The sequence below is a fragment of the Methanoculleus sp. UBA430 genome, assembly GCF_002506585.1.
Lineage (GTDB): Archaea > Halobacteriota > Methanomicrobia > Methanomicrobiales > Methanoculleaceae > Methanoculleus.
The window spans coordinates 40,404-58,443 of the sequence record NZ_DAXW01000004.1 but is presented as its reverse complement, the minus strand read 5'-3'; the positions used below and the strand labels follow the sequence as shown (position 1 = coordinate 58,443).

Here is an 18,040-nt window from a genome sequence, read left to right as displayed (position 1 = left end):
GGGGCTCGTGGTCTAGCTGGTCATGACGTCGCCTTCACACGGCGAAGATCTCGTGTTCGAATCACGACGAGCCCATTTTTCTGCTCGCTTTTAATTCAGGTGTTACCTCAATTCCGGGACCAAACATCAAATAATATCCGATCGTTACAAGCAGGGTGTCTATAATGATTCTGGACAACACATCGGTCAAATAGCCGGAAAACAATAAGGGCATAAAAAGAAGGAACGTAGCCCAGTTAACGCCAAAGATCAGGAATCCAAATTTCGCCGCTCTGCGTTTCAGGGACAACGTGTTTCCGATATTCCCAAGCAACATACAGACTACCCCGATACAGGCACCCATAAGGAGCGTCCAGAAGAATGTATATAACGGGCTTGTCTGGTATCCAGATAGGATCACTCCTGTGAAGTATGCGGCATATCGTCCAACTAAGAATATCCCGGCGAATACGGATACGGCCGTCATCTTCCATCGAAGAGTAAATGGCTGTCCCGAAGCATTCTCTCCTTTCCCAGCAGTTAGCAAACTCAATAGAATTGCCATTAAAAAAACAGGTATTGCATCACTGAGGCCGACCACAAATTCGTTGATGATCGGATTGCCAAAGAGGGATACCCCCTCCAGCATGGCAAAAAGCCAGATCAGCGCTATTGCAGACCCGTACCGCACCCCTTTTTCTACTCCCTCTCCCGGAATCACATCTCTGATGCGGCAATAGACATAGGCAGCACCGGAAAAAGCGAGCAGCGCCCAGAGAGAGACGGTAATCTCTGTCCCGAGCAACTCTGCCACTATGCTGTAGTCCGGATTCTCAGGCATAGTACTGTATGCGTTTGTAACAAGGTGAAGGGCGATATCGAGTAGTACGCAAATCACGACAATGGCTACAATTGTTACCCGTTTGCCTATGTTCATACAATAAATACTCCCTTTCCAGGCCAGCTGTAGATGTTCAAGGGGCTGACACAGCGGCTAACAATTATATTAAGCGTTCTCTGCCTCTTCAATAACCGCATTTTCGATTCCAGTTAGATTTAATGGCATTATTTCGAGTAGTGCTCTTGTCGTCGCAATGTCATTCTTATCCATTTCCTTAACCATGTTTTCTCTAAAAACTGAGCCTTCTGGATCTGGTTCTTTCCAGAAGCCGCATCTTTGCCCGGTCAATTCCAATTTAGTGATCCTTGCCTCCTGCATATCTTTTTCTAACTTCAATAAACCTTTCTGCTGGAGATTCAATACTTTAATGCGCCTCGATTCTGCGCACGTCTCTGAAACAGGCACTTCTATCACTTTAGAAGCATTATTGCCTGCATTTTTTAGAATTTTTACGGCATCTTCAGATCTTTCTACCCTTCCCGCATCTGGCGGATTGCATCCACACCACGGCCTGTTTTCAGTCGTTGTGGCATAAAAGGAGGTAGCGATAATGAGCGGCCTCAGCGAAAATAATGCCAGAACATTGAAATACTGATCCTCCCTTACGAAGGATCGGGTGATGGAAACATCGCCAGAACCAGGCGTTCTGCTCTTGTTGCGGAAGCCTTGGCAGTTTTTTCACCGGCGGCTGACCGCAATGGGGTAGAATCCTTTATCCAGCATATGCCTAAGGAGGGGATTCAAATGCCAAGAATTGAGGAGGGCATAGAAATTCGCTGTCCGGTCGAGAAGGCATACGCCTTTACGACCGATGCAGGGAGTTGGAATACATGGCAGACCGTCATACTGGAGGCGGAGCAGACCTCTCAGGGACCTGTCGGTGTCGGCACGACGTTCAAAGGTGCCAGCCACCTGATGGGTCGCACCATGCAATGGACTGCCAGGGCAACCGAATGCAAGCCACCGGGGAAATTTGGGAAAAACATTACCTCAGGACCATTGCTCATCGAACAGCACAACACCTACACTCCCACCACGGGCGGGATGAAATTTACCCTTACCTACGACATGACTATGAACGGGTTCCTGAAAGTCCTGACTCCCATGATGGTCAACTCAATGCGGAAAGAACTCCGGAAAAGCCTGATCAACTTGAAACAAATTCTTGAGTCCGAATCAAGACTATGAATGTAGGATGAGAGGTAAGGTGTCTCTGCCGGGATACGTTCAGTTCTAATCACTACGGGAACTCTCCGAAAACGTATGAGGAGGTGCAAACGAGGAGTGTGTACTTACCGGTACTGATGCTGATCACCACTTAGCTTAGAGCCTGGTAGTTCGCGACGATTGCGGTTGCGATGGTCCCCGCTCGTGCTCATGAACCACAATACTCCAGGTTGACAAACCCAATAAATCAATAGCTTGCCATAACATTTCAAAACCTCTTTCACGCTGCAGAAAGACCCTGTATCACATACCATGAACGATGGAACGACACGCTACTCAGACCGGGAGATCATCAACAGGTGGGCGGTTGCTGAGATCAATCCCGGCATCTCCCGTATCCTCTCGGAGAAGGGTGTTATGCACCCGGCCGCAAACAGGTGCATCGGCTTCTTCTACGTGGACCACGAGGAGGGTATCACCTTCCGTATCCATACCCTCTGCCGGCTCGAACCCGGAAGGTCGCCGGAGATCATCGCGAACTTCGAGGATCACGGCGAGGGTCTCATACTTCCATCCGATGAAATCGGGGCGTACACGCTCCTCTCAAACGATGAGGCAAACAGACTCTCGCTGCTCGAAGAGCAGAGATGGCGCATCTATTATGAACCGGAATCGCTCCGCACGATCCGAAACAGGACCGACCTCGACAGGTTCAGGGCTCCCGGGTATTTTGACGACGTATCGGTGATCCTCTTCTCAAAAGACGGCGAGACGATCCCTGAAGGAGTCTGGGTCCGCCTGGAAGAGCAGTCGGCCGACGGCGCGTCGTTTCAGGGGACACTCCTGAACGAACCCTATTCGGACTTCGGCGTGCATGAAGGGGAGATGCTCACGGTACGCTTCGCCGAAGACGAGGAGGGACGATTCCTGGTCGTGGAGGCGGGATAGCGGTGAACGGGACTCTTCCGGCCTCCGGGGGATCTTCCATCACCTCAAAACGGTTCTCATGCTGCACATGAAGACAGTGTGTGAAAGAGCGCCTCACCGGCCGGGGATATCGGGCTCTCCCTCGATATTAGCCCTGCAGGCTCTCGACGATCTCCCGTCGCGTTCCGGCAGCACCGGGCATTTGCATAACGCCCACCTGCGGCGATGCGTGTATTCCCTGCATGAAGAATCGCTATCGTGCTTACCTCCTTAATTTTAAGTGATAGTGCTTCCTTGAAGCAATCTCATCAAAAACCCGGTGAAGAGCCTTCGACCTTGCCCTGACGTCAAGCTCCCCGGACTCTTCCCCTGCCCGGGAGAGCGCTTCCTCAAGTTCTTCAAGTTCCAGGACAGTTGCAGCGATACAGTAGTAACTCTTTGAGCGGCCTTCGTTGAAGTTGTTCAACATCTCCCTGAGTAAGAACTCCCGGTGTTCCTGTAACTTCTGGAATGCGGATATTCCATGCTGAGATATAAGCGAGAGATCCTCCTCAAGGGTCTGGTAACATTTAAAAGAATCGTGTTCTTTACCGGCATCCCGGTGTTTTTTCCATCGTTCGCACGTATCGTTCTCTTCGCACTCCCAGCAGAACTCGATCCCCTTTTTCTTAACGGCACATGTAATAAACGGGCAACCGACGGCCATTCTGCTCGAACTCTTGCATCCCGAACATCTGCTCTCTGCGTCGGTATTATACATAGGGCAGAGTCGACAGGAGAGCCCGCAGATGCCAATATCAGGATACTCGATGCGCATTGATCGTTGTTATGTGCGAGACCTCTCCAGATATCTCTTATGGTACCGTGAACCCGTTCGCGGTGCTCGAAGGGGGCATCCGGGACTCCGGATTCCCCTGTGCGAAACCCGAAGTTCTGAAATCGATCCGGTCGGGCGACACCCGATAGTCCGGCCGGTGTCCCTGCATACATCCCCGACCACCATCCGGACACCTTACAGCGATTCGATCACGTTCCCGACCACGGACTCGAGGTCCTCACCCGAACACGCGACGGTGAGATCGGCATACTTCTCGTAAAGCGGGAGGCGCTCGTCGTACATCTCGCGGAGGCTCTGGCCCGGAAGGAGGAGTATCCCCCGGGTCGTGATGTTCTTGAGCCTCTCCTCCATCTCTGCATACGAGATCTCCAGGTATACGACTACCCCCACCGCCTTCAGGTGCGCCATCGCAGCCTCGCTGCAGACCACGCTGCCACCCGTCGCGATCACCGCATTGCGGGGATTCAGGGAGAGGATCGTCTCCTCCTCGATCCGCTTGAATGCATCCGGCCCCTCCCCGTCGAGAATCTCCTGGAGTATCCTCCCGGCCCGCTCCTGGATCAGGATATCCGTATCGATGAACTGCATGCCAAGCGTTTTTGCAAGGATGACGCCCACGGTGCTCTTCCCCGCACCGGGCATGCCGATGAGGATGATGTTGTTGTGGTGATCCATACTGCTTCCCGGAACCCTCTGTTGATACTTTAGTGGGATTTCCGGGGAGATGAAGGTTGTCTGGTAGAATAGCCCAACTGCCTATCCGCACCATGCGCAGGATCCCCCGCCCTGTCGTAAAACAAGGAACACGCGGTTTGCTCCCCCGGAGACGGATAACCAGGCCCCATTGCCGGAGGTCCGCCGCAACCTTTATCCATTCCCGACCAAGTATGTTGTCCAAGTGCGAAGGTCATCCCGACCCGCAGACCGCACCGAGGATACCATGACAAAAACAGCCTCCCCCAACCTGAACCGGGTAACGTATCACCGGATCTACACGGATGCGCAGGGCGACTCCCACTTCGATACCGTGACGGTCGAACAGAGCCTTGCCCCTGCAGCCCCACCCGCGGCTCCGTTCTACGTCTCCGAAGACGGACCCGCGTCGAAGTATCGCTTCTATACCTTCGAGCCCGGCTGGATAGGCGAACTCCACCCGGCCCCCGCCCGGCAGTTCCTCGCCCTCCTCTCGGGCGAGGTGGAGATGGAGACGACGGACGGGACGGTCAGGCGGCTCGGCCCCGGCGATCTGGTCCTGCTGGAGGACACCTCGAGCAGGGGCCACGTGACGAGGAACGTCGGCGACGGGTATGCCGCGTTCCTCGTGGTCCCCACCCCCACGGCCTGAGCGGGGATACCGACTCCTCATCACCCCCTTTTGTAGCATAATACAAGTTGAGATGGGCAACTCCCCATCTCCAGCCCGCGTAACCCATGCACTCCGTCCGGGCCCCCCTTGATGCAAGGGACCGGGAGAGGGGCCTGCAGCAGCACGTTGCGATGAGCACGGCACCGGAACTGGTTGTCTGTCTGGCCGCCGGGCTCCTGGTAGAGCCGGACTTGCCATGCAGGGGTTTCTGGCCGGGTCGGATTCAGACGCACCTGACCGGCCAGATCATTTGTACGCGCCTTATCGTGCTTTTATTCTCTCCTTTTCCTGTGTAGCCGCACGCGGTTGTCAGTACCGGGGGGAAAACCTATGTAAGAGAGATACCTTTATTCCCGCATGGAAGATCGGCCCATAAAGGTCCTCGCCATCATGGGCAGCGCCCGGAAGGCGAATACTTACCGTGCAGCCGAACGGATCCGCGAGATCCTCCAGGAGAACGCACCGGTGGACTGGGAATACGTCATGCTCAAGGACGTCGGCCTGGAGCAGTGCCGCGGATGCTACACCTGTTTTGAACGGGGGGAGGAGCACTGCCCCATCAAGGACGATTCAGCCCTCCTTGAACAGAAGATGCACGACGCGGACGGGGTGATCTTCGCCACCCCGGTATACGGGTTCCAGGTTTCGGGGCTGATGAAGGTCTTCATCGACCGCCACTCCTACATCTTTCACCGGCCCCGGTTCTTCCGGCAGAAGGCACTCCTCCTCACCACCGTCGGGGTGATGGGAGATAAAGACGTGCTGGATTACCTCAACGCGGTGGCCCGCATCTGGGGTTTTGAGGTTGCCGGACGGGCGGGGGTCGTCTCCCACGCGACGATGGGACCCCTTCCCGCCTACCGGTTGCGGGAGAACGAAGAGAAACTACAGGCGGCGGCAAAGGCTTTCCTCGCCGCACTCCGGAGAGAAACGCCGAGGAGGCCCGGGCTCTTCGACGTGATGGCGTTCCACATCGGGAGGGCGCCCTGCGACGAACTTGGCGAACGGAGTCCCGCGGATCATGCCTACTGGGCCGGGAAGGGGTGGTTCGACAAGGGAAGGCGCTACTACGTGGACGTGCCGGTCAATCCGGTGTACCATGCGCTGGGTACGGTGGCGGAGTGGTACCAGCGGCGGCGGGTACGGAGGGATCTGCGGGAGATGGGGGTGAAGAGCGGGCGCGGGTGCAGAAGTGGGTAGAGGGGTACAAAGGGTTCGGTCACCAAGAACAATTCCAGTCGAACGATTTTGGGATTTGATGCAGATTTCCTGCGTTCAGCCGGCCAAAAGCACCAGTAAGATATGCTTACAGATCTGGAGGTCCCCAGCGCGCAGAGGAAATGAACCTTTCATGAAACCCCTATATCTTTTTCATTAGAGGTGCGCTCCATTTGATCCCCTTAGTGACTTCAGGTAATTTAGATCTGATGGGCTCAAGATCGAATACGATTAAATTGGGCCATACGAGTGCGATAAGGGCACTTAGGCAGTTCTTAGAAATCTGAAGTGATAAAGAAGGATTATTAATGACCTAATTCTTAAACCTTCGTTGGTGACAGATGAGGATATTACTTGATACCAATATCTTCATTTATCGTGAACAAGATCATGTCTTCTACGTGATTTAGCTAAACTGCTCCAAATACTCAACAAATTGAGGGCAGAACTCTTAATTCACCCCCTCTCAGCTTCAGAATTACGAAGGGATTCAGATCTCAGGCGCAGAGAAGTGAACCTCTCGAAAATTGAGGCATACTCTCATCTAGAGCGACCACCAGATCCTAACAACGATGCATCGTTTCGTGAGCTCGTCGGACCTGCAAAAAATTCGCATGATGACGTCGATAATGCTCTCCTATACGCTATATATAAAAATGCAGTTGAATTTTTCATCACCGAGGATCGGGAAATTCACAAAAAGGCACATAAAATCGGGGTTGGAGAACGTGTATTCCTCATCTCTGAAGCACTGTATGATTTCAATAGATGCCTACCCTCACAAGAGATCATTCCCACGCCTCCTGCACTTGTAAAAGACAGTATGCACAACCTGGATCTACGGGATCCAATCTTCGACTCATTGAGAGCAGACTATCCCGGGTTCGATGAATGGTTCATAGGAAAGGCTCAGGAGGGGAGGGAATGCTATGCCTATAGACGAACCGATGGGAGCATAGGAGCTATCCTTATTTATAAGGTTGAGAGTGAGCCTATCCCATCGACTCCACCCCTCGCAAAAAAGAAACGTTTGAAAATTGCAACGATGAAGGTTGAACATGTGGGGTATAAGATCGGTGAACTGCTCTTGAAAGTCTCGATAGATATTGCGCTAAAAAACGGTATCACTGAGATCTACCTCACTCACTTCACTCAGCCTAAGGAGGATCGCCTCGTCGATCTCATTTCAGAATATGGTTTCCATAAAGCAAGCGTCCTCAAGCGTGTAAACAGAATGGAAGACGTTTATGTGAAAAATCTCTGCGCCCGAGGACATGATGTCTCAGCTCTTTTGCCGGTCACGATATCACAGATCTACTACCCAAGCTTTTACGATGGAGATTTGGTGAAAAAATTCGTTATTCCCATTCAACCAGAATACCATGATCTATTATTCACTGATTTCTCAAAAGGAAGACAAACAAAACTCTACGAGCATTCTGGAGAGTTTGTTGTAGAAGGAAATACTATTCGAAAAGCTTACCTGACTCACAGCCGGATCAAAAAGATAGAACCCGGAGATATCATTCTATTCTATCGATCACGTGACACGAAAGCAGTAACATCAGTAGGTGTCGTTGACGACTTCTTTCCGGATGTCTCAGATACCGATGAGGTCATTCGAATAATAGGGAAAAGAAGTGTTTACTCTCACACCGCGATAGAAAGATCTAATAAGCCGTTGACTATCATTCTATTTAGGCATCATTTCCATCTGCCACACAGCGTAACAATCAGCGAACTAAGAAGATCTAATGCCCTCTCAGGGGCACCACAATCAATCACCGAAATCGATAATACGAAGTACACATGGGTAAAGCTGCAAGGTGGAATTAATGAGAGTTATACTGTCCATTAGACCGAAGCACATTCGGAAAATTATCAATGGAACAAAGAGATATGAATTTCGCAAGGTAATGTTCAAAGATCGGTCAGTTTGTGAGATTTACGTCTATTCAACGTCTCCTGTGAAGAGAATTATCGGCAGATTTAAGGTTGGGAAGATCTTTGAGGATCGTCCAGAGAATTTGTGGGAACAATTGCGTGAGTATTCCGGACTAACCCAGAAGGACTTCTATGCGTACTTCTCTGAAAAAGACAAAGGATACGCCATAGAAATAATTAATTTCGAATTGTTTGAAGAGCCTATAGATCCCAAAAAACTTAACCCGACCTTTGTTGCGCCACAATCGTTCCAATATATCGACGATTCCACTTTCAATCATCAATTAGATCCCAATAAAAGCGGCTTAGGGAAATTTATTCAAATAGAGGTTTAACCGCTCATCCCAGTGAGCCTGACCCCAATACTCTTTCCAGAACCAGATCAATAGTCATACAGAGTAGATACAGAAGGTGGGAAGGGGTTACCACGGGGTGTGGCATGACTCACGGAATTCCTCGGAGAGGCAGGCGTTGCTCCGGCGTGGACATCAATTCGTCATGGGGATTAAACCGGTATTAAGACACATCCAAATAGCAAACAGAATAGGGGACGATTATGGAAAAGAAATACTTCCAGATTCAAGGGATTCCAGCAATTCTCTGGGGGTCTCGTTCAAATAAAGTATATCTCTACATACACGGACAGGCCGGGCGCAAAGAAGAAGCGGAAGCGTTTGCCAGGATAGCCTGTCGTTATGCGTGGCAAGTGTTGAGCATCGACCTGCCCGAACACGGAGAACGCAAAGGAGAAGCAAATTCATTTGACCCGTGGCATGTCGTGCCGGAACTGCTCCAGGTTATGGACTATATCAAAGGCCAGTGGACGCAAATTTCTCTATTTGCCAATAGCATTGGGGCATGGTTCGGGATGTTGAGTTTCGAAAACGAACCGTTGGAAAAAAGCATTTTTATTTCCCCTATCCTCGATATGAAACAGCTCATCTCCAACATGATGCTCCGGGCCAATGTATCAGAAACGCAACTTGAGCGTGAACGTACTATCCCCACTTCCTCTGGACAAACTCTTTCGTGGGAATATCTACTCTATGCCCACGAACATCCGATAACAAAATGGAAGGTTCCAACAGAGATATTGTATGGTGGGCAAGACGAACTTACGGATCGGAGTGTTGTAGAAGAGTTTGTCCAGCGTTTTTATTGCAATCTAACTGTTATGGAAGATGGGGAACACTGGTTTCATACCCCGGAACAATTAGATATCTTAGATACCTGGACCGAAACGTGCCTTCAAAAATGAATTATCAAAACCCCTCGCCCTTCTTCAATTTAATAGAAACCCCACTCCGAGGTTCCTGAACGACAATCCTCTCCATGATCTCCTCCCTTAACCTCTCCGGAAGCCGCTCCGCCTGCCACTCCCGCTCCCGGATAACATTCATCACGGCATTCACCATATCCACCGCCGCGACGGCCTTGAGGGCATAGTAGGCCGCCCCATAGGCGTGCTGGGGAACGTGAGCGGTCGCCACCGCCTGGCCTGCGGCACGCGCCGCAAAGCAGGCCGCGTCATTCTTTTTCGCATCGCGGGCGGCGGCATGGGCGGCAAGAGAGGCTCCACGGATCTCAGCCATCCTGAACACGCCCGTCCTGACCCAGGCCCGGCACGCCTCGATAGCGTTTCGCGGCCGGTTGTCCTCCGGGTATGCCTCCTCAAAGAGCGGGAGCACTCGTTCGGCGCAGTCCGCGGCCCAGGTTGCCATCGTCATCTGATCCTCTCTGCTGTATTTCTTCACGAACAGTCTCTATCGACGTTCAATATCTTGTTTCTTAATCTGCATGGACGGATACGTCAACTCAGGTTGACATAGCACCGACACACCTCTTCTAAGTCAACGCAAGTTGACTTACACGGACCCGCCTCACCCACGAGCACCGCAACGTAGAACAGATAGGTCCACCTAACGGGCACCCGGACCCCAAGGCCGACAGGGCAGCAAAGGAGTCGAAGGATGGCACACGAAGATTTCACCCGGCACCACCGCCGACTCGGAAAAACGGCAGCCTGGGCCGTCTTCTTCCTTCTCGTCGCATACACGGTTACGCTGACCCTCGGACTCCTCTCGCTCCAGTCGCCGGCGGACCCGATCGGCGATCCGTACTTCTCTCTGCTGGAACTGCTCATCATCGCGATGGCGCCGCTGATGGTCATCGTCATGGTTGCGGTCCACGCCTACGCCTCCCCGGGGGCCAGGGCGTACAGCCTTCCGGCGCTTGCCTTCATGGTCATGATGGCAGGGATAACCGCCGGCGTCCACTTCGTCATCCTCACGGTCAGCCGCCAGATCGCGTCCGCGGGACTCCCGTGGGCACCGTACTTTTTCTCCTTCGAGTGGCCGTCTGTCGTGTATGCCCTCGACATCCTCGCGTGGGATGTTTTCTTTGCCCTCTCGATGCTCTTTGCCGCACCAGTGTTCTGGACCGGCCGGCTGGAGAAGACGGTTAGGGTCCTCATGATCGCCGGCGGCGTACTGAGTCTCGCGGGGCTCATCGGCGTGCCGCTTGCCGACATGAGTATCCGGAATATCGGCATCCTGGGCTACGTCGGGGTCAGTCTGGTGGTGTTCCCCCTGCTCGCGGTCGTCTTCGGGCGTGCCCGGCAGGCACCGGAAGAGACCGGCTGAGGTCCGGTCACAGGCAGGGAGTCTGCGGCTATACAGTCCGCACGGCAGGGTTGTCGAGCCCGAGTCTGTGACGAACACCTTCACGGAGACGCCCCACCGGATTGAAAAGACCGCGTGTAGGGAACAGACCTGCCGCCACCGGGAGGTAAAGGTATTATCAGGAAGAGCGGATCCAACCGCACCCATTGCCTGAGTTAACTCTCGGGGCAAGGAGATGCCTATGGATACAGTCAGGTCGAACGATGGAACGCCCATCGTCTATGAGCGAAACGGGACCGGGCCGGCCCTGGTCCTGGTGCATGGGACAACAGCGGACCACACCCGCTGGCAGCCCGTCCTCCCCATGCTGCAACAACAATTCACCGTGTATGCCGTCGACCGGCGCGGCCGCGGCCAGAGCGGCGACTCGACAGCCTACTCTCTCGAACGTGAGTATGACGATATCGCGGCTGTCGTGAGTTCCATCCCCGAGCCGGTGAACCTCCTGGGCCACTCGTACGGAGCACTGATATGTCTGGAAGCGGCGCTCCGTGTCACGAACCTCAACAGGCTCGTTCTGTACGAGCCCTCGATACCGGTGGGAATGCCGATCTATCCGCCCGGTGCACGGGCCAAAATCCAGGCGCTCCTTGATGCAGGGGACCGGGAGGGGGTTCTGCTCGCATTTTATCGCGACGTCGTCGAGATCCCGGAGCATCAGATCGCTGTGCTGCGAAAGGAGCCTGCCTGGGCGGCTCGGGTGGCAGCGGCGCGCACCATACCGCGGGAATTTTCAGATGAGGGCTACATCTTCGAGCCCTCGCGCTTTAAGAATCTGGATGTCCCTATCCTGCTCCTGCAGGGCGAGAACAGTCCCGATTATCTCAAGGCAGCCACGGAGGCGGTGCACGCGGCGTTGCCGAACAGCAGGATTGTCGTCATGCCCGGACAGCAACACATTGCGATAAGCACGGCACCGGAACTGTTTGCGCGGCTGGTCATCGAATTCCTGCTGAGCCCGGCCGAATCGGTGCGGGTGAGGATGATTGGCGGACAAAGAGGGTAGCACCGGGAGGGGTGCGGGCCGCAGGGATTATACTTATGTGCATGCAGGATATCCCTCATGCCTCCCCCTGATTCAGATAAGGGGGGCGGAACGGAGGATGTATGGAGACAGTGGCTGTAGATGGTGTCGCGCTTGAGTATGATGTATCAGGGAGCGGTGAGCCCGCGATCTTTATTCACGGTGCTCTCATCGCAGACTCGTTCAAACCACTGATGTTCGAACCGGCTCTCACCCGGCACTACAGGCTCATCCTGTACCACCGGCGGGGCTACGCGGGCAGCAGCCACAGCGGTGGTCCAGCGGGTATCGTCCGGCAGGCCGCCGACTGCCGGGCACTGCTCCGCCATCTCGGCGTCGAGCGGGCGCATATCGTGGGACACTCCTCAGGTGCCTGTATCGCCATGCAGTTTGCACTCGACGCCCCGGACGTCGTCCGGTCGCTGGCCCTGCTGGAACCGGCCCTCATCGTCGGGTCCAGCGGCCCGGCCTACCGGGACAGTCTGTTGCGAGGCCGGGAGCGGTATAGGAAGGAGCCTCCGGAGCAGCTCGTGGACGAGTTTCTTCAGGCGCGCTTTGGAGCCGGGTATCGCGCTTCGCTCGACCGGATGGTGCCGGGAGTGTTTGAGCAGGCCGTTGCCGATGCCGGGACCTCGTTCGAGCTGGAAGTACCGGCACTGCTGGAATGGAGGTTCGGCGAGGCTGAGGCGAAGCGTATCACACAGCCGGTTCTCGCCGTCATCGGCAGCGGAAGCACCGAGCTCGGGGCACGTTTTGGGGAGACGCACCGGCTGCTCCTCGAGTGGTTCCCGGATGTCCGGGGTTTCGTTCTTCCGGGGGCTGCGCACGGGATGCAGATGCAGAACGCCCGCGGCATGGCCTGGGCGCTCGCGGACTTCTGGGCACGCCACCCGCTCCGGAGCGAAGAACCCCTCACCCGGTCTCGAAACTCGTGACGCCGTAGCACTGATCAAGCGGGAGGTCAGGGATCTCCTTTGAGTACATCCGTGCCGTGCCGAAGACCGGGACCATCCCGTGCCGCTCTGCGAGCAGAACACCGGCGGCGTTCGGCTCCGGCACATCGAGGAAGAGCGGCTGACCGGGCACCGCCGCCGCGAGGCCGCAGTAGATCCGCCCGGCAGTCTCCGGGGTGTCGGCAAAGAGCGGGCCGATCTTAGCGCCCCGGCGGCACGGCCGCACCTGCCCGTAGCCGCGGACCTCCCCGTTATCGAGGACGGCCAGCGCCGTCGCGCCGGGCTGCGCCAGCCATCGGCGGAGGAACCCCGGCCGTTCTGCCGGGAAATGGCGTGCGTCGTAGCGGACGAGGGCGTCGAAGGGAACGCCGCGAACGTCCGTGAGGCCCGGAGGGCGGGTGCCCCCGCCGAGACCCTCATACCGGATGTTCCGGTGCGAGAAGAGGAACCCGTGGGCGGCATAACGGTCCTGCATCTCAAAGACCCCGTCGATCCCGAAGTTGTAGGGCCCGGCGAGCCGGTCGATGCGCTCCATAATCGCAAGGCCGATGCCCTGCCCCCGGTATTCGGGGTCCAGGATGTAAAACCCGCCGAAGGCAAACCCGCCCGGGTAGACCATGATCGAGAATGACCCGACCAGGCGGCCATCGAGGAGCACCGCAAAGAACGTCTTTGGGTCGACCGCGTAGTAGCATTCCCCGTCGGAGAGACCGGGATTCCAGCCCTCCCGTTCCGCCCAGTCGACCGCAATCCCGACTTCGGTCTTCGTCATCGGCCGAATCGTGATCTCACCTGATGCAGCCATAGTACTATGCGTACATCCCGGCAAGGGATGAAGGTTTTGAACCGATTCCGCTCCGGCGGTGACCGGATCCCGGCATATCGCTCACAGGATGCCTCTCACGGTCCCCTGCAACAACGTTCCTCCCTGGACTGTTCGAATCGGATTAATCCCGGAGGAGAGCCAACAAGATACAGGAACGGAAGAGGGCATGAGCAAGACAATTATTACCGTCGTCGGAAAGGATACTGTCGGCATCATCGCGAAGGTCTGCACGTATCTTGCCGATAACCAGGTCAACGTCGAGGATATCTCGCAGACGATCGTGCAGGGATACTTCAATATGATGATGATCGTCGATACCAGCGGATCAACAAAACCGTATGCCGAGATGGTGACCGAACTTGACGACCTCGGCGACGCGATCGGGGTTCGGATCCGGTGCCAGCGGGAAGACATCTTTACGAAGATGCACCGTATCTGAGGGGTTCCATGATCAATATTCTCGAGGTAAACGAGACGAACAAGATGATCGAGCAGGAGAAGCTCGATGTCCGGACCATCACGCTCGGCATCAGCCTTCTTGACTGCTGCGACGCCGATCTCGATGCCTTAAACCGGAATATCTACGACAAGATCACCCGGCTCGCAAAAGACCTCGTCTCGACCGGGAGAGAGATCGAACTCGAGTACGGGATCCCGATCGTCAACAAGAGAATATCCGTAACCCCCATCGCGCTCGTCGGCGGGCGGGCCTGCAGGTCCCCGGAGGATTTTGTCGAGGTTGCAAAGACGCTTGATAAGGCCGCACGGGACATGGGGGTCAACTTCATCGGGGGATACTCGGCGATCGTCTCAAAGGGCATGACCCCGAACGAGGAAGCGCTCATCCGTTCAATCCCGGCAGCCCTCGCCGCGACCGAGAGGGTCTGCAGCTCGGTGAACATCGGCTCGACGAAGACCGGGATCAACATGGACGCCGTAAAACTGATGGGAGAGATTGTACGGGAGACAGCCGAGGCGACGAAGGAGAATAACTCCCTTGGCTGTGCGAAACTGGTCGTCCTCTGCAACGCCCCCGACGACAACCCGTTCATGGCAGGGGCGTTTCACGGCGTCTCCGAGGCCGATGCGGTCATCAACGTCGGCGTCAGCGGGCCGGGCGTCATCAAGCACGCGCTCGAGGGCGTCCGGGGCGAGAACTTCGAGGTTCTCTGCGAGACGGTCAAGAAGACGGCCTTCAAGGTCACCCGTGCCGGGCAGCTCGTCGCCCAGGAGGCCTCGGAGAGGCTCGGGATCCCGTTCGGGATCGTGGACCTCTCTCTCGCCCCCACACCCTCCGTCGGAGACAGTGTCGCCGGGATCCTCGAGGCGATGGGGCTCGAATCGGTCGGTGCACCGGGGACGACGGCCGCTCTTGCCCTCTTAAACGACCAGGTGAAGAAGGGCGGGATCATGGCGAGCTCGTTTGTCGGCGGGCTCTCGGGGGCGTTCATCCCGGTCAGCGAGGACCAGGGGATGATCGACGCGGTGAACCGCGGCGCCCTCACCATCGAGAAGCTCGAGGCGATGACCTGCGTCTGCTCGGTCGGCCTCGATATGATCGCGATCCCGGGCGACACGCCCGCCTCGACGATATCGGGTATCATCGCGGACGAGGCGGCAATCGGGATGATCAACAACAAGACGACCGCTGTCCGGCTGATCCCGGTGATCGGAAAGGATGTCGGCGAGACTGTCGAGTTCGGCGGCCTTTTAGGCCACGCGCCGGTCCAGGAGGTGAACAGGTTTTGCTGCGCCGACTTCATCAACCGCGGCGGGCGGATTCCCGCACCGGTTCATAGTTTCAAGAACTGATCGGCGGGGAGATCCGGTCCCCTTTTTCTGAGTCCCGGGGCGGACTGATAGGCTTATTACGGCCGCCGGAAAGAGATCACCGTATATGGTCGCACCTGCAGATTCGGCCCGGTTCTTCGCCGCCGACGCCTTCGCCCGGCACAACGGAATGGAGTGCGTTGAGGTCGCACCCGGCAGAGCGGTGGTGAAGATGGAAGTCCGGGATTATCACTTAAACAGCCACGGGACCGTCCACGGGGGAGCGCTCTTCACCCTCGCCGATACGGCCTTCGCGCTCGCATCGAACTCCCACGGGATCCCGGCGGCGGCGATAAACGCCCAGATCTCCTACCTCACGGCCGCAACGTCCGGCCCCCTCTATGCCGAGGCAGAGGAGTACGCCGCGAAGCTGAAACTGGCCTCCTACACCGTCAGGATAACGACGACGCGGAGAAGATCGCCATCTTCCAGGGGATGGTCTACCGCAAGACGCCCCGGCGCGGCTGACGGGCGGAGAAATCACGATGAACAGCGAGATCTTCGATAGAATGGCCCCGGAGGAGCTCCGGGAATACCTCGCGTTCCTCCTCTGGCATTACCGGGTGGTGGACGCGTTCTGGTTCATCAATATCGCCGGGGAATTCGGCCAACCGGCCGCGGAGGCGGTCAACGAACGCGTCTGGGGCCGCGTCGCCCCGATGGCAGCAAAAGACCTGGTCGCCAGGTTCGGTATCCGGGAAAAGGGACTGAAGGGTTTCGTAAAAGCGCTGAAACTCTTCCCCTGGGCGATCATCGTGAACTACGATATCGAGGAGAAGGACGACGAGGTCATCATTACCGTCCCCTCGTGCCCGAGCCAGGAAGCCCGGCTGCGGCGCGGCCTCGGCGAATACGTCTGCCGCGAGATGCACCGGGCGGAATTCACGGGGTTCGCACGGCAGATCGACGAGCGGATCTGCGTCGAGTGCCTCTTCGCTCCCCCCGACCCGCATCCCGCGGATACCTTCTGCAGGTGGCGGTTTTACCTGAAGGAGGAGGGGCGAAGCCCCGGTTCGTGACGCAAAAGAGCAGACATATCAATTCCAGGACTGCATCTTGATTTATGAGAATCGAGAGCATCGTATGTGCGGGCATCCTCATCCTCGCCGTGCTGATCTGCGGGTGCACGACCACCAACGCTCAGAACACTGTTGCCGTTGCCACCCCCGAGATCCCCAACCTCGTCGTCCCCAACCTCATCGGGAACTGGACCGGCACGATGAAAGGCTACGACTACGGAGAGGGATTCAACGACTACGCCGGCTACACCATGACCCTCGCGGTCATCGAGCAGCAGGACCGGGTCTTCTCGGGAGAGGTCTCCTTCACGGCCCCGAACGGCACCCCGGTCTGGGGCGTCACCCCCTGTGCCGGCGTGATCGGCCGCGACGGCAAGGAGATCACCATCATCGAGAACGAGGGAGGGTATTCTTCCGGCTCACTGGTCGCTCCCGGCGAGATGGAGATCATCTACGCGGACGGGAGAGACTCCTTCAGCATCGCGATCGACTCGCTGAAGAAGAACTGAGCGGGGCAACCCGCTCCTTTTTTACCGCCGGGCCATGAAGGTGGTGCACGCCCCTTCCTCAACCAGGATCCAAGGGTTCATATCCACCCCGCCGTATCATGAGCCCCATGGTCCGGGAATACCCCCGCCCCCGTCTCGTCGTCAGCCGCTGCATCGAGTTCGACCCGTGCCGCTACGACGGCTCAAAGATTCCCTCCCCCACGGTGGCACGCCTGCGGGAGTATGCCGACTGCATCCCGGTCTGCCCGGAGGTCGAGATCGGGCTCGGGATCCCGCGGGCGACCGTCAGGATCGTCAGGATAGACGGTGCCGATCACCTCATGCAGCCGGCCACCGGGCGGGACGTTACGGAGGAGATGTCCGCTTTTGCAGCCGGGTATCTCGACTCCCTGCCCCAGATCGACGGGTTTATCCTGAAATCCTTTGTCGGAGAGGCGGTTACGTATGCCCGAACAGAGGGAACGGATGAGGCGTTACGGGAGTTCAACGACCGGAACGGCACGTTCGTCCGCGACAGCCTCTACATCTACGCCTTCGATTACAACGGAACGACCCTGGCGCTCCCCCATCAGCCTCAGTTGATCGGGACCGATCTCTCGGGGCTTCAGGACCCCTTCGGGGTCAACTACACCCGGGTCGAGATCCTCCTCGCGCAGCACGGCGGCGGGTTCGTCTTCTACCACTACCCGAACCCTGCCCACAACATGGCCCTTGAGCCCAAGATGAGTTACGTTGAGAAGGTCGACGATGCCTGGTGGCTCGGCGCGGGGGTCTACCTCTCCGAGGCAACCGGGGCCGATGCCCCCGTTTCCAACTCAAGCTCCGGATAAACCCACCTTTTTTCGCGATAGCGGCGTC

At 56.5% G+C, this 18,040-nt stretch carries 22 protein-coding genes and 1 tRNA gene; 17 read left to right on the top strand and 6 right to left on the bottom strand.

What is annotated here, in order from left to right; translation table 11 throughout:
• The first annotated feature begins 1 nt into the window (after window position 1).
• Window positions 2–75: transfer RNA gene (locus tag BRA49_RS04400), tRNA-Val, on the top strand.
• Here BRA49_RS04400 and BRA49_RS04395 read toward each other — a convergent pair.
• Both BRA49_RS04395 and BRA49_RS04390 read right to left on the bottom strand, forming a co-directional pair.
• Window positions 62–916 carry a hypothetical protein gene (locus BRA49_RS04395; RefSeq protein ID WP_292383861.1) on the bottom strand — a complete coding sequence of 285 codons (855 nt, stop codon included), beginning with the start codon at window positions 914–916 and terminating at the stop codon, window positions 62–64. The two genes, BRA49_RS04400 and BRA49_RS04395, sit on opposite strands and share 14 nt — an antisense overlap.
• A gap of 69 nt (window positions 917–985) precedes the next feature.
• A complete protein-coding gene (locus BRA49_RS04390; protein WP_292383860.1) occupies window positions 986–1,285 on the bottom strand; it encodes a hypothetical protein in 300 nt (99 codons plus the stop codon).
• Window positions 1,286–1,624: 339 nt separating this feature from the next.
• On the opposite strand from BRA49_RS04390, the gene BRA49_RS04385 reads away from it, so the two are divergent.
• Both BRA49_RS04385 and BRA49_RS04380 read left to right on the top strand, forming a co-directional pair.
• The gene (locus tag BRA49_RS04385) at window positions 1,625–2,068 is read left to right on the top strand and encodes an SRPBCC family protein (protein WP_292383858.1); all 444 of its coding nucleotides are present in this window, start codon (window positions 1,625–1,627) and stop codon (window positions 2,066–2,068) included.
• Window positions 2,069–2,359: 291 nt separating this feature from the next.
• Entirely contained in the window at window positions 2,360–2,995 is a 636-nt protein-coding gene (locus BRA49_RS04380) for a hypothetical protein (protein WP_292383856.1), read from the top strand.
• Between the two features lie 241 nt (window positions 2,996–3,236).
• Here the strand turns inward: BRA49_RS04380 and BRA49_RS04375 are convergent, their stop codons facing one another.
• Window positions 3,237–3,791, bottom strand: coding sequence for a DUF3795 domain-containing protein (locus tag BRA49_RS04375; protein ID WP_292383855.1), 555 nt, complete (start codon window positions 3,789–3,791; stop codon window positions 3,237–3,239).
• 195 nt (window positions 3,792–3,986) lie between these two features.
• Window positions 3,987–4,487 (bottom strand): shikimate kinase, encoded by a 501-nt coding sequence (locus tag BRA49_RS04370; RefSeq protein WP_292383853.1) that lies wholly within the window; start codon window positions 4,485–4,487, stop codon window positions 3,987–3,989.
• A 265-nt stretch (window positions 4,488–4,752) separates the two neighbouring features.
• On the opposite strand from BRA49_RS04370, the gene BRA49_RS04365 reads away from it, so the two are divergent.
• The 5 genes from BRA49_RS04365 (at window position 4,753) to BRA49_RS04345 (ending at window position 9,598) form a co-directional block, all read left to right on the top strand.
• Complete coding sequence (locus BRA49_RS04365) at window positions 4,753–5,157, top strand: cupin domain-containing protein (RefSeq protein WP_292383851.1); 405 nt, start codon at window positions 4,753–4,755, stop codon at window positions 5,155–5,157.
• 378 nt (window positions 5,158–5,535) lie between these two features.
• A complete protein-coding gene (locus tag BRA49_RS04360) occupies window positions 5,536–6,378 on the top strand; it encodes a flavodoxin family protein (protein ID WP_292383849.1) in 843 nt (280 codons plus the stop codon).
• Window positions 6,379–6,832: 454 nt separating this feature from the next.
• A complete protein-coding gene (locus tag BRA49_RS04355; protein WP_292383848.1) occupies window positions 6,833–8,254 on the top strand; it encodes a hypothetical protein in 1,422 nt (473 codons plus the stop codon).
• Window positions 8,255–8,312: 58 nt separating this feature from the next.
• Window positions 8,313–8,675, top strand: coding sequence for a hypothetical protein (locus BRA49_RS04350; RefSeq protein ID WP_292383846.1), 363 nt, complete (start codon window positions 8,313–8,315; stop codon window positions 8,673–8,675).
• A 221-nt stretch (window positions 8,676–8,896) separates the two neighbouring features.
• On the top strand, window positions 8,897–9,598 hold the full coding sequence (locus BRA49_RS04345; protein ID WP_292383845.1) for an alpha/beta hydrolase: 702 nt from the start codon (window positions 8,897–8,899) through the stop codon (window positions 9,596–9,598).
• 4 nt (window positions 9,599–9,602) lie between these two features.
• On the opposite strand, the gene BRA49_RS04340 is transcribed toward BRA49_RS04345, so the two are convergent.
• Window positions 9,603–10,094 (bottom strand): putative immunity protein, encoded by a 492-nt coding sequence (locus BRA49_RS04340; protein WP_292558534.1) that lies wholly within the window; start codon window positions 10,092–10,094, stop codon window positions 9,603–9,605.
• A gap of 216 nt (window positions 10,095–10,310) precedes the next feature.
• On the opposite strand from BRA49_RS04340, the gene BRA49_RS04335 reads away from it, so the two are divergent.
• The 3 genes from BRA49_RS04335 (at window position 10,311) to BRA49_RS04325 (ending at window position 12,980) form a co-directional block, all read left to right on the top strand.
• A complete protein-coding gene (locus BRA49_RS04335) occupies window positions 10,311–10,982 on the top strand; it encodes a hypothetical protein (protein WP_292383841.1) in 672 nt (223 codons plus the stop codon).
• Window positions 10,983–11,202: 220 nt separating this feature from the next.
• Window positions 11,203–12,027, top strand: coding sequence for an alpha/beta fold hydrolase (locus BRA49_RS04330; protein ID WP_292383839.1), 825 nt, complete (start codon window positions 11,203–11,205; stop codon window positions 12,025–12,027).
• 101 nt (window positions 12,028–12,128) lie between these two features.
• Window positions 12,129–12,980, top strand: a complete 852-nt coding sequence (locus BRA49_RS04325) for an alpha/beta fold hydrolase (protein ID WP_292383838.1) — start codon at window positions 12,129–12,131, stop codon at window positions 12,978–12,980.
• Here the strand turns inward: BRA49_RS04325 and BRA49_RS04320 are convergent.
• Window positions 12,958–13,770 carry a GNAT family N-acetyltransferase gene (locus tag BRA49_RS04320; protein ID WP_292383836.1) on the bottom strand — a complete coding sequence of 271 codons (813 nt, stop codon included), beginning with the start codon at window positions 13,768–13,770 and terminating at the stop codon, window positions 12,958–12,960. The two genes, BRA49_RS04325 and BRA49_RS04320, sit on opposite strands and share 23 nt — an antisense overlap.
• Window positions 13,771–13,990: 220 nt before the next feature.
• On the opposite strand from BRA49_RS04320, the gene BRA49_RS04315 reads away from it, so the two are divergent.
• From BRA49_RS04315 to BRA49_RS04290, 6 genes are all read left to right on the top strand, one after another.
• Window positions 13,991–14,263, top strand: coding sequence for an ACT domain-containing protein (locus tag BRA49_RS04315; RefSeq protein WP_292383834.1), 273 nt, complete (start codon window positions 13,991–13,993; stop codon window positions 14,261–14,263).
• 8 nt (window positions 14,264–14,271) lie between these two features.
• The gene (locus BRA49_RS04310) at window positions 14,272–15,636 is read left to right on the top strand and encodes a PFL family protein (protein ID WP_292383832.1); all 1,365 of its coding nucleotides are present in this window, start codon (window positions 14,272–14,274) and stop codon (window positions 15,634–15,636) included.
• An 85-nt stretch (window positions 15,637–15,721) separates the two neighbouring features.
• A complete protein-coding gene (locus tag BRA49_RS04305; protein WP_292383830.1) occupies window positions 15,722–16,162 on the top strand; it encodes a PaaI family thioesterase in 441 nt (146 codons plus the stop codon).
• Window positions 16,140–16,673, top strand: a complete 534-nt coding sequence (locus BRA49_RS04300) for a DUF6125 family protein (RefSeq protein WP_292383828.1) — start codon at window positions 16,140–16,142, stop codon at window positions 16,671–16,673. The genes BRA49_RS04305 and BRA49_RS04300 overlap by 23 nt, the downstream gene beginning before the upstream one ends.
• Before the next feature lie 44 nt (window positions 16,674–16,717).
• On the top strand, window positions 16,718–17,182 hold the full coding sequence (locus BRA49_RS04295) for a hypothetical protein (protein ID WP_292383827.1): 465 nt from the start codon (window positions 16,718–16,720) through the stop codon (window positions 17,180–17,182).
• A gap of 98 nt (window positions 17,183–17,280) precedes the next feature.
• Window positions 17,281–18,012, top strand: coding sequence for a 2-thiouracil desulfurase family protein (locus BRA49_RS04290; RefSeq protein ID WP_292383825.1), 732 nt, complete (start codon window positions 17,281–17,283; stop codon window positions 18,010–18,012).
• Window positions 18,013–18,040: the final 28 nt, after the last annotated feature.

Coding starts and splice junctions, on each gene's coding strand:
- BRA49_RS04375 (WP_292383855.1), bottom strand. CDS start 3,791: ATGCGCATCGAGTATCCTGATATTGGCATCTGCGGGCTCTCCTGTCGA.
- BRA49_RS04305 (WP_292383830.1), top strand. CDS start 15,722: ATGGTCGCACCTGCAGATTCGGCCCGGTTCTTCGCCGCCGACGCCTTC.
- BRA49_RS04310 (WP_292383832.1), top strand. CDS start 14,272: ATGATCAATATTCTCGAGGTAAACGAGACGAACAAGATGATCGAGCAG.
- BRA49_RS04300 (WP_292383828.1), top strand. CDS start 16,140: ATGAACAGCGAGATCTTCGATAGAATGGCCCCGGAGGAGCTCCGGGAA.
- BRA49_RS04350 (WP_292383846.1), top strand. CDS start 8,313: ATGTTCAAAGATCGGTCAGTTTGTGAGATTTACGTCTATTCAACGTCT.
- BRA49_RS04335 (WP_292383841.1), top strand. CDS start 10,311: ATGGCACACGAAGATTTCACCCGGCACCACCGCCGACTCGGAAAAACG.
- BRA49_RS04290 (WP_292383825.1), top strand. CDS start 17,281: ATGAGCCCCATGGTCCGGGAATACCCCCGCCCCCGTCTCGTCGTCAGC.
- BRA49_RS04325 (WP_292383838.1), top strand. CDS start 12,129: ATGGAGACAGTGGCTGTAGATGGTGTCGCGCTTGAGTATGATGTATCA.
- BRA49_RS04315 (WP_292383834.1), top strand. CDS start 13,991: ATGAGCAAGACAATTATTACCGTCGTCGGAAAGGATACTGTCGGCATC.
- BRA49_RS04295 (WP_292383827.1), top strand. CDS start 16,718: ATGAGAATCGAGAGCATCGTATGTGCGGGCATCCTCATCCTCGCCGTG.
- BRA49_RS04320 (WP_292383836.1), bottom strand. CDS start 13,770: ATGACGAAGACCGAAGTCGGGATTGCGGTCGACTGGGCGGAACGGGAG.
- BRA49_RS04385 (WP_292383858.1), top strand. CDS start 1,625: ATGCCAAGAATTGAGGAGGGCATAGAAATTCGCTGTCCGGTCGAGAAG.
- BRA49_RS04345 (WP_292383845.1), top strand. CDS start 8,897: ATGGAAAAGAAATACTTCCAGATTCAAGGGATTCCAGCAATTCTCTGG.
- BRA49_RS04360 (WP_292383849.1), top strand. CDS start 5,536: ATGGAAGATCGGCCCATAAAGGTCCTCGCCATCATGGGCAGCGCCCGG.
- BRA49_RS04370 (WP_292383853.1), bottom strand. CDS start 4,487: ATGGATCACCACAACAACATCATCCTCATCGGCATGCCCGGTGCGGGG.
- BRA49_RS04365 (WP_292383851.1), top strand. CDS start 4,753: ATGACAAAAACAGCCTCCCCCAACCTGAACCGGGTAACGTATCACCGG.
- BRA49_RS04380 (WP_292383856.1), top strand. CDS start 2,360: ATGAACGATGGAACGACACGCTACTCAGACCGGGAGATCATCAACAGG.
- BRA49_RS04395 (WP_292383861.1), bottom strand. CDS start 916: ATGAACATAGGCAAACGGGTAACAATTGTAGCCATTGTCGTGATTTGC.
- BRA49_RS04330 (WP_292383839.1), top strand. CDS start 11,203: ATGGATACAGTCAGGTCGAACGATGGAACGCCCATCGTCTATGAGCGA.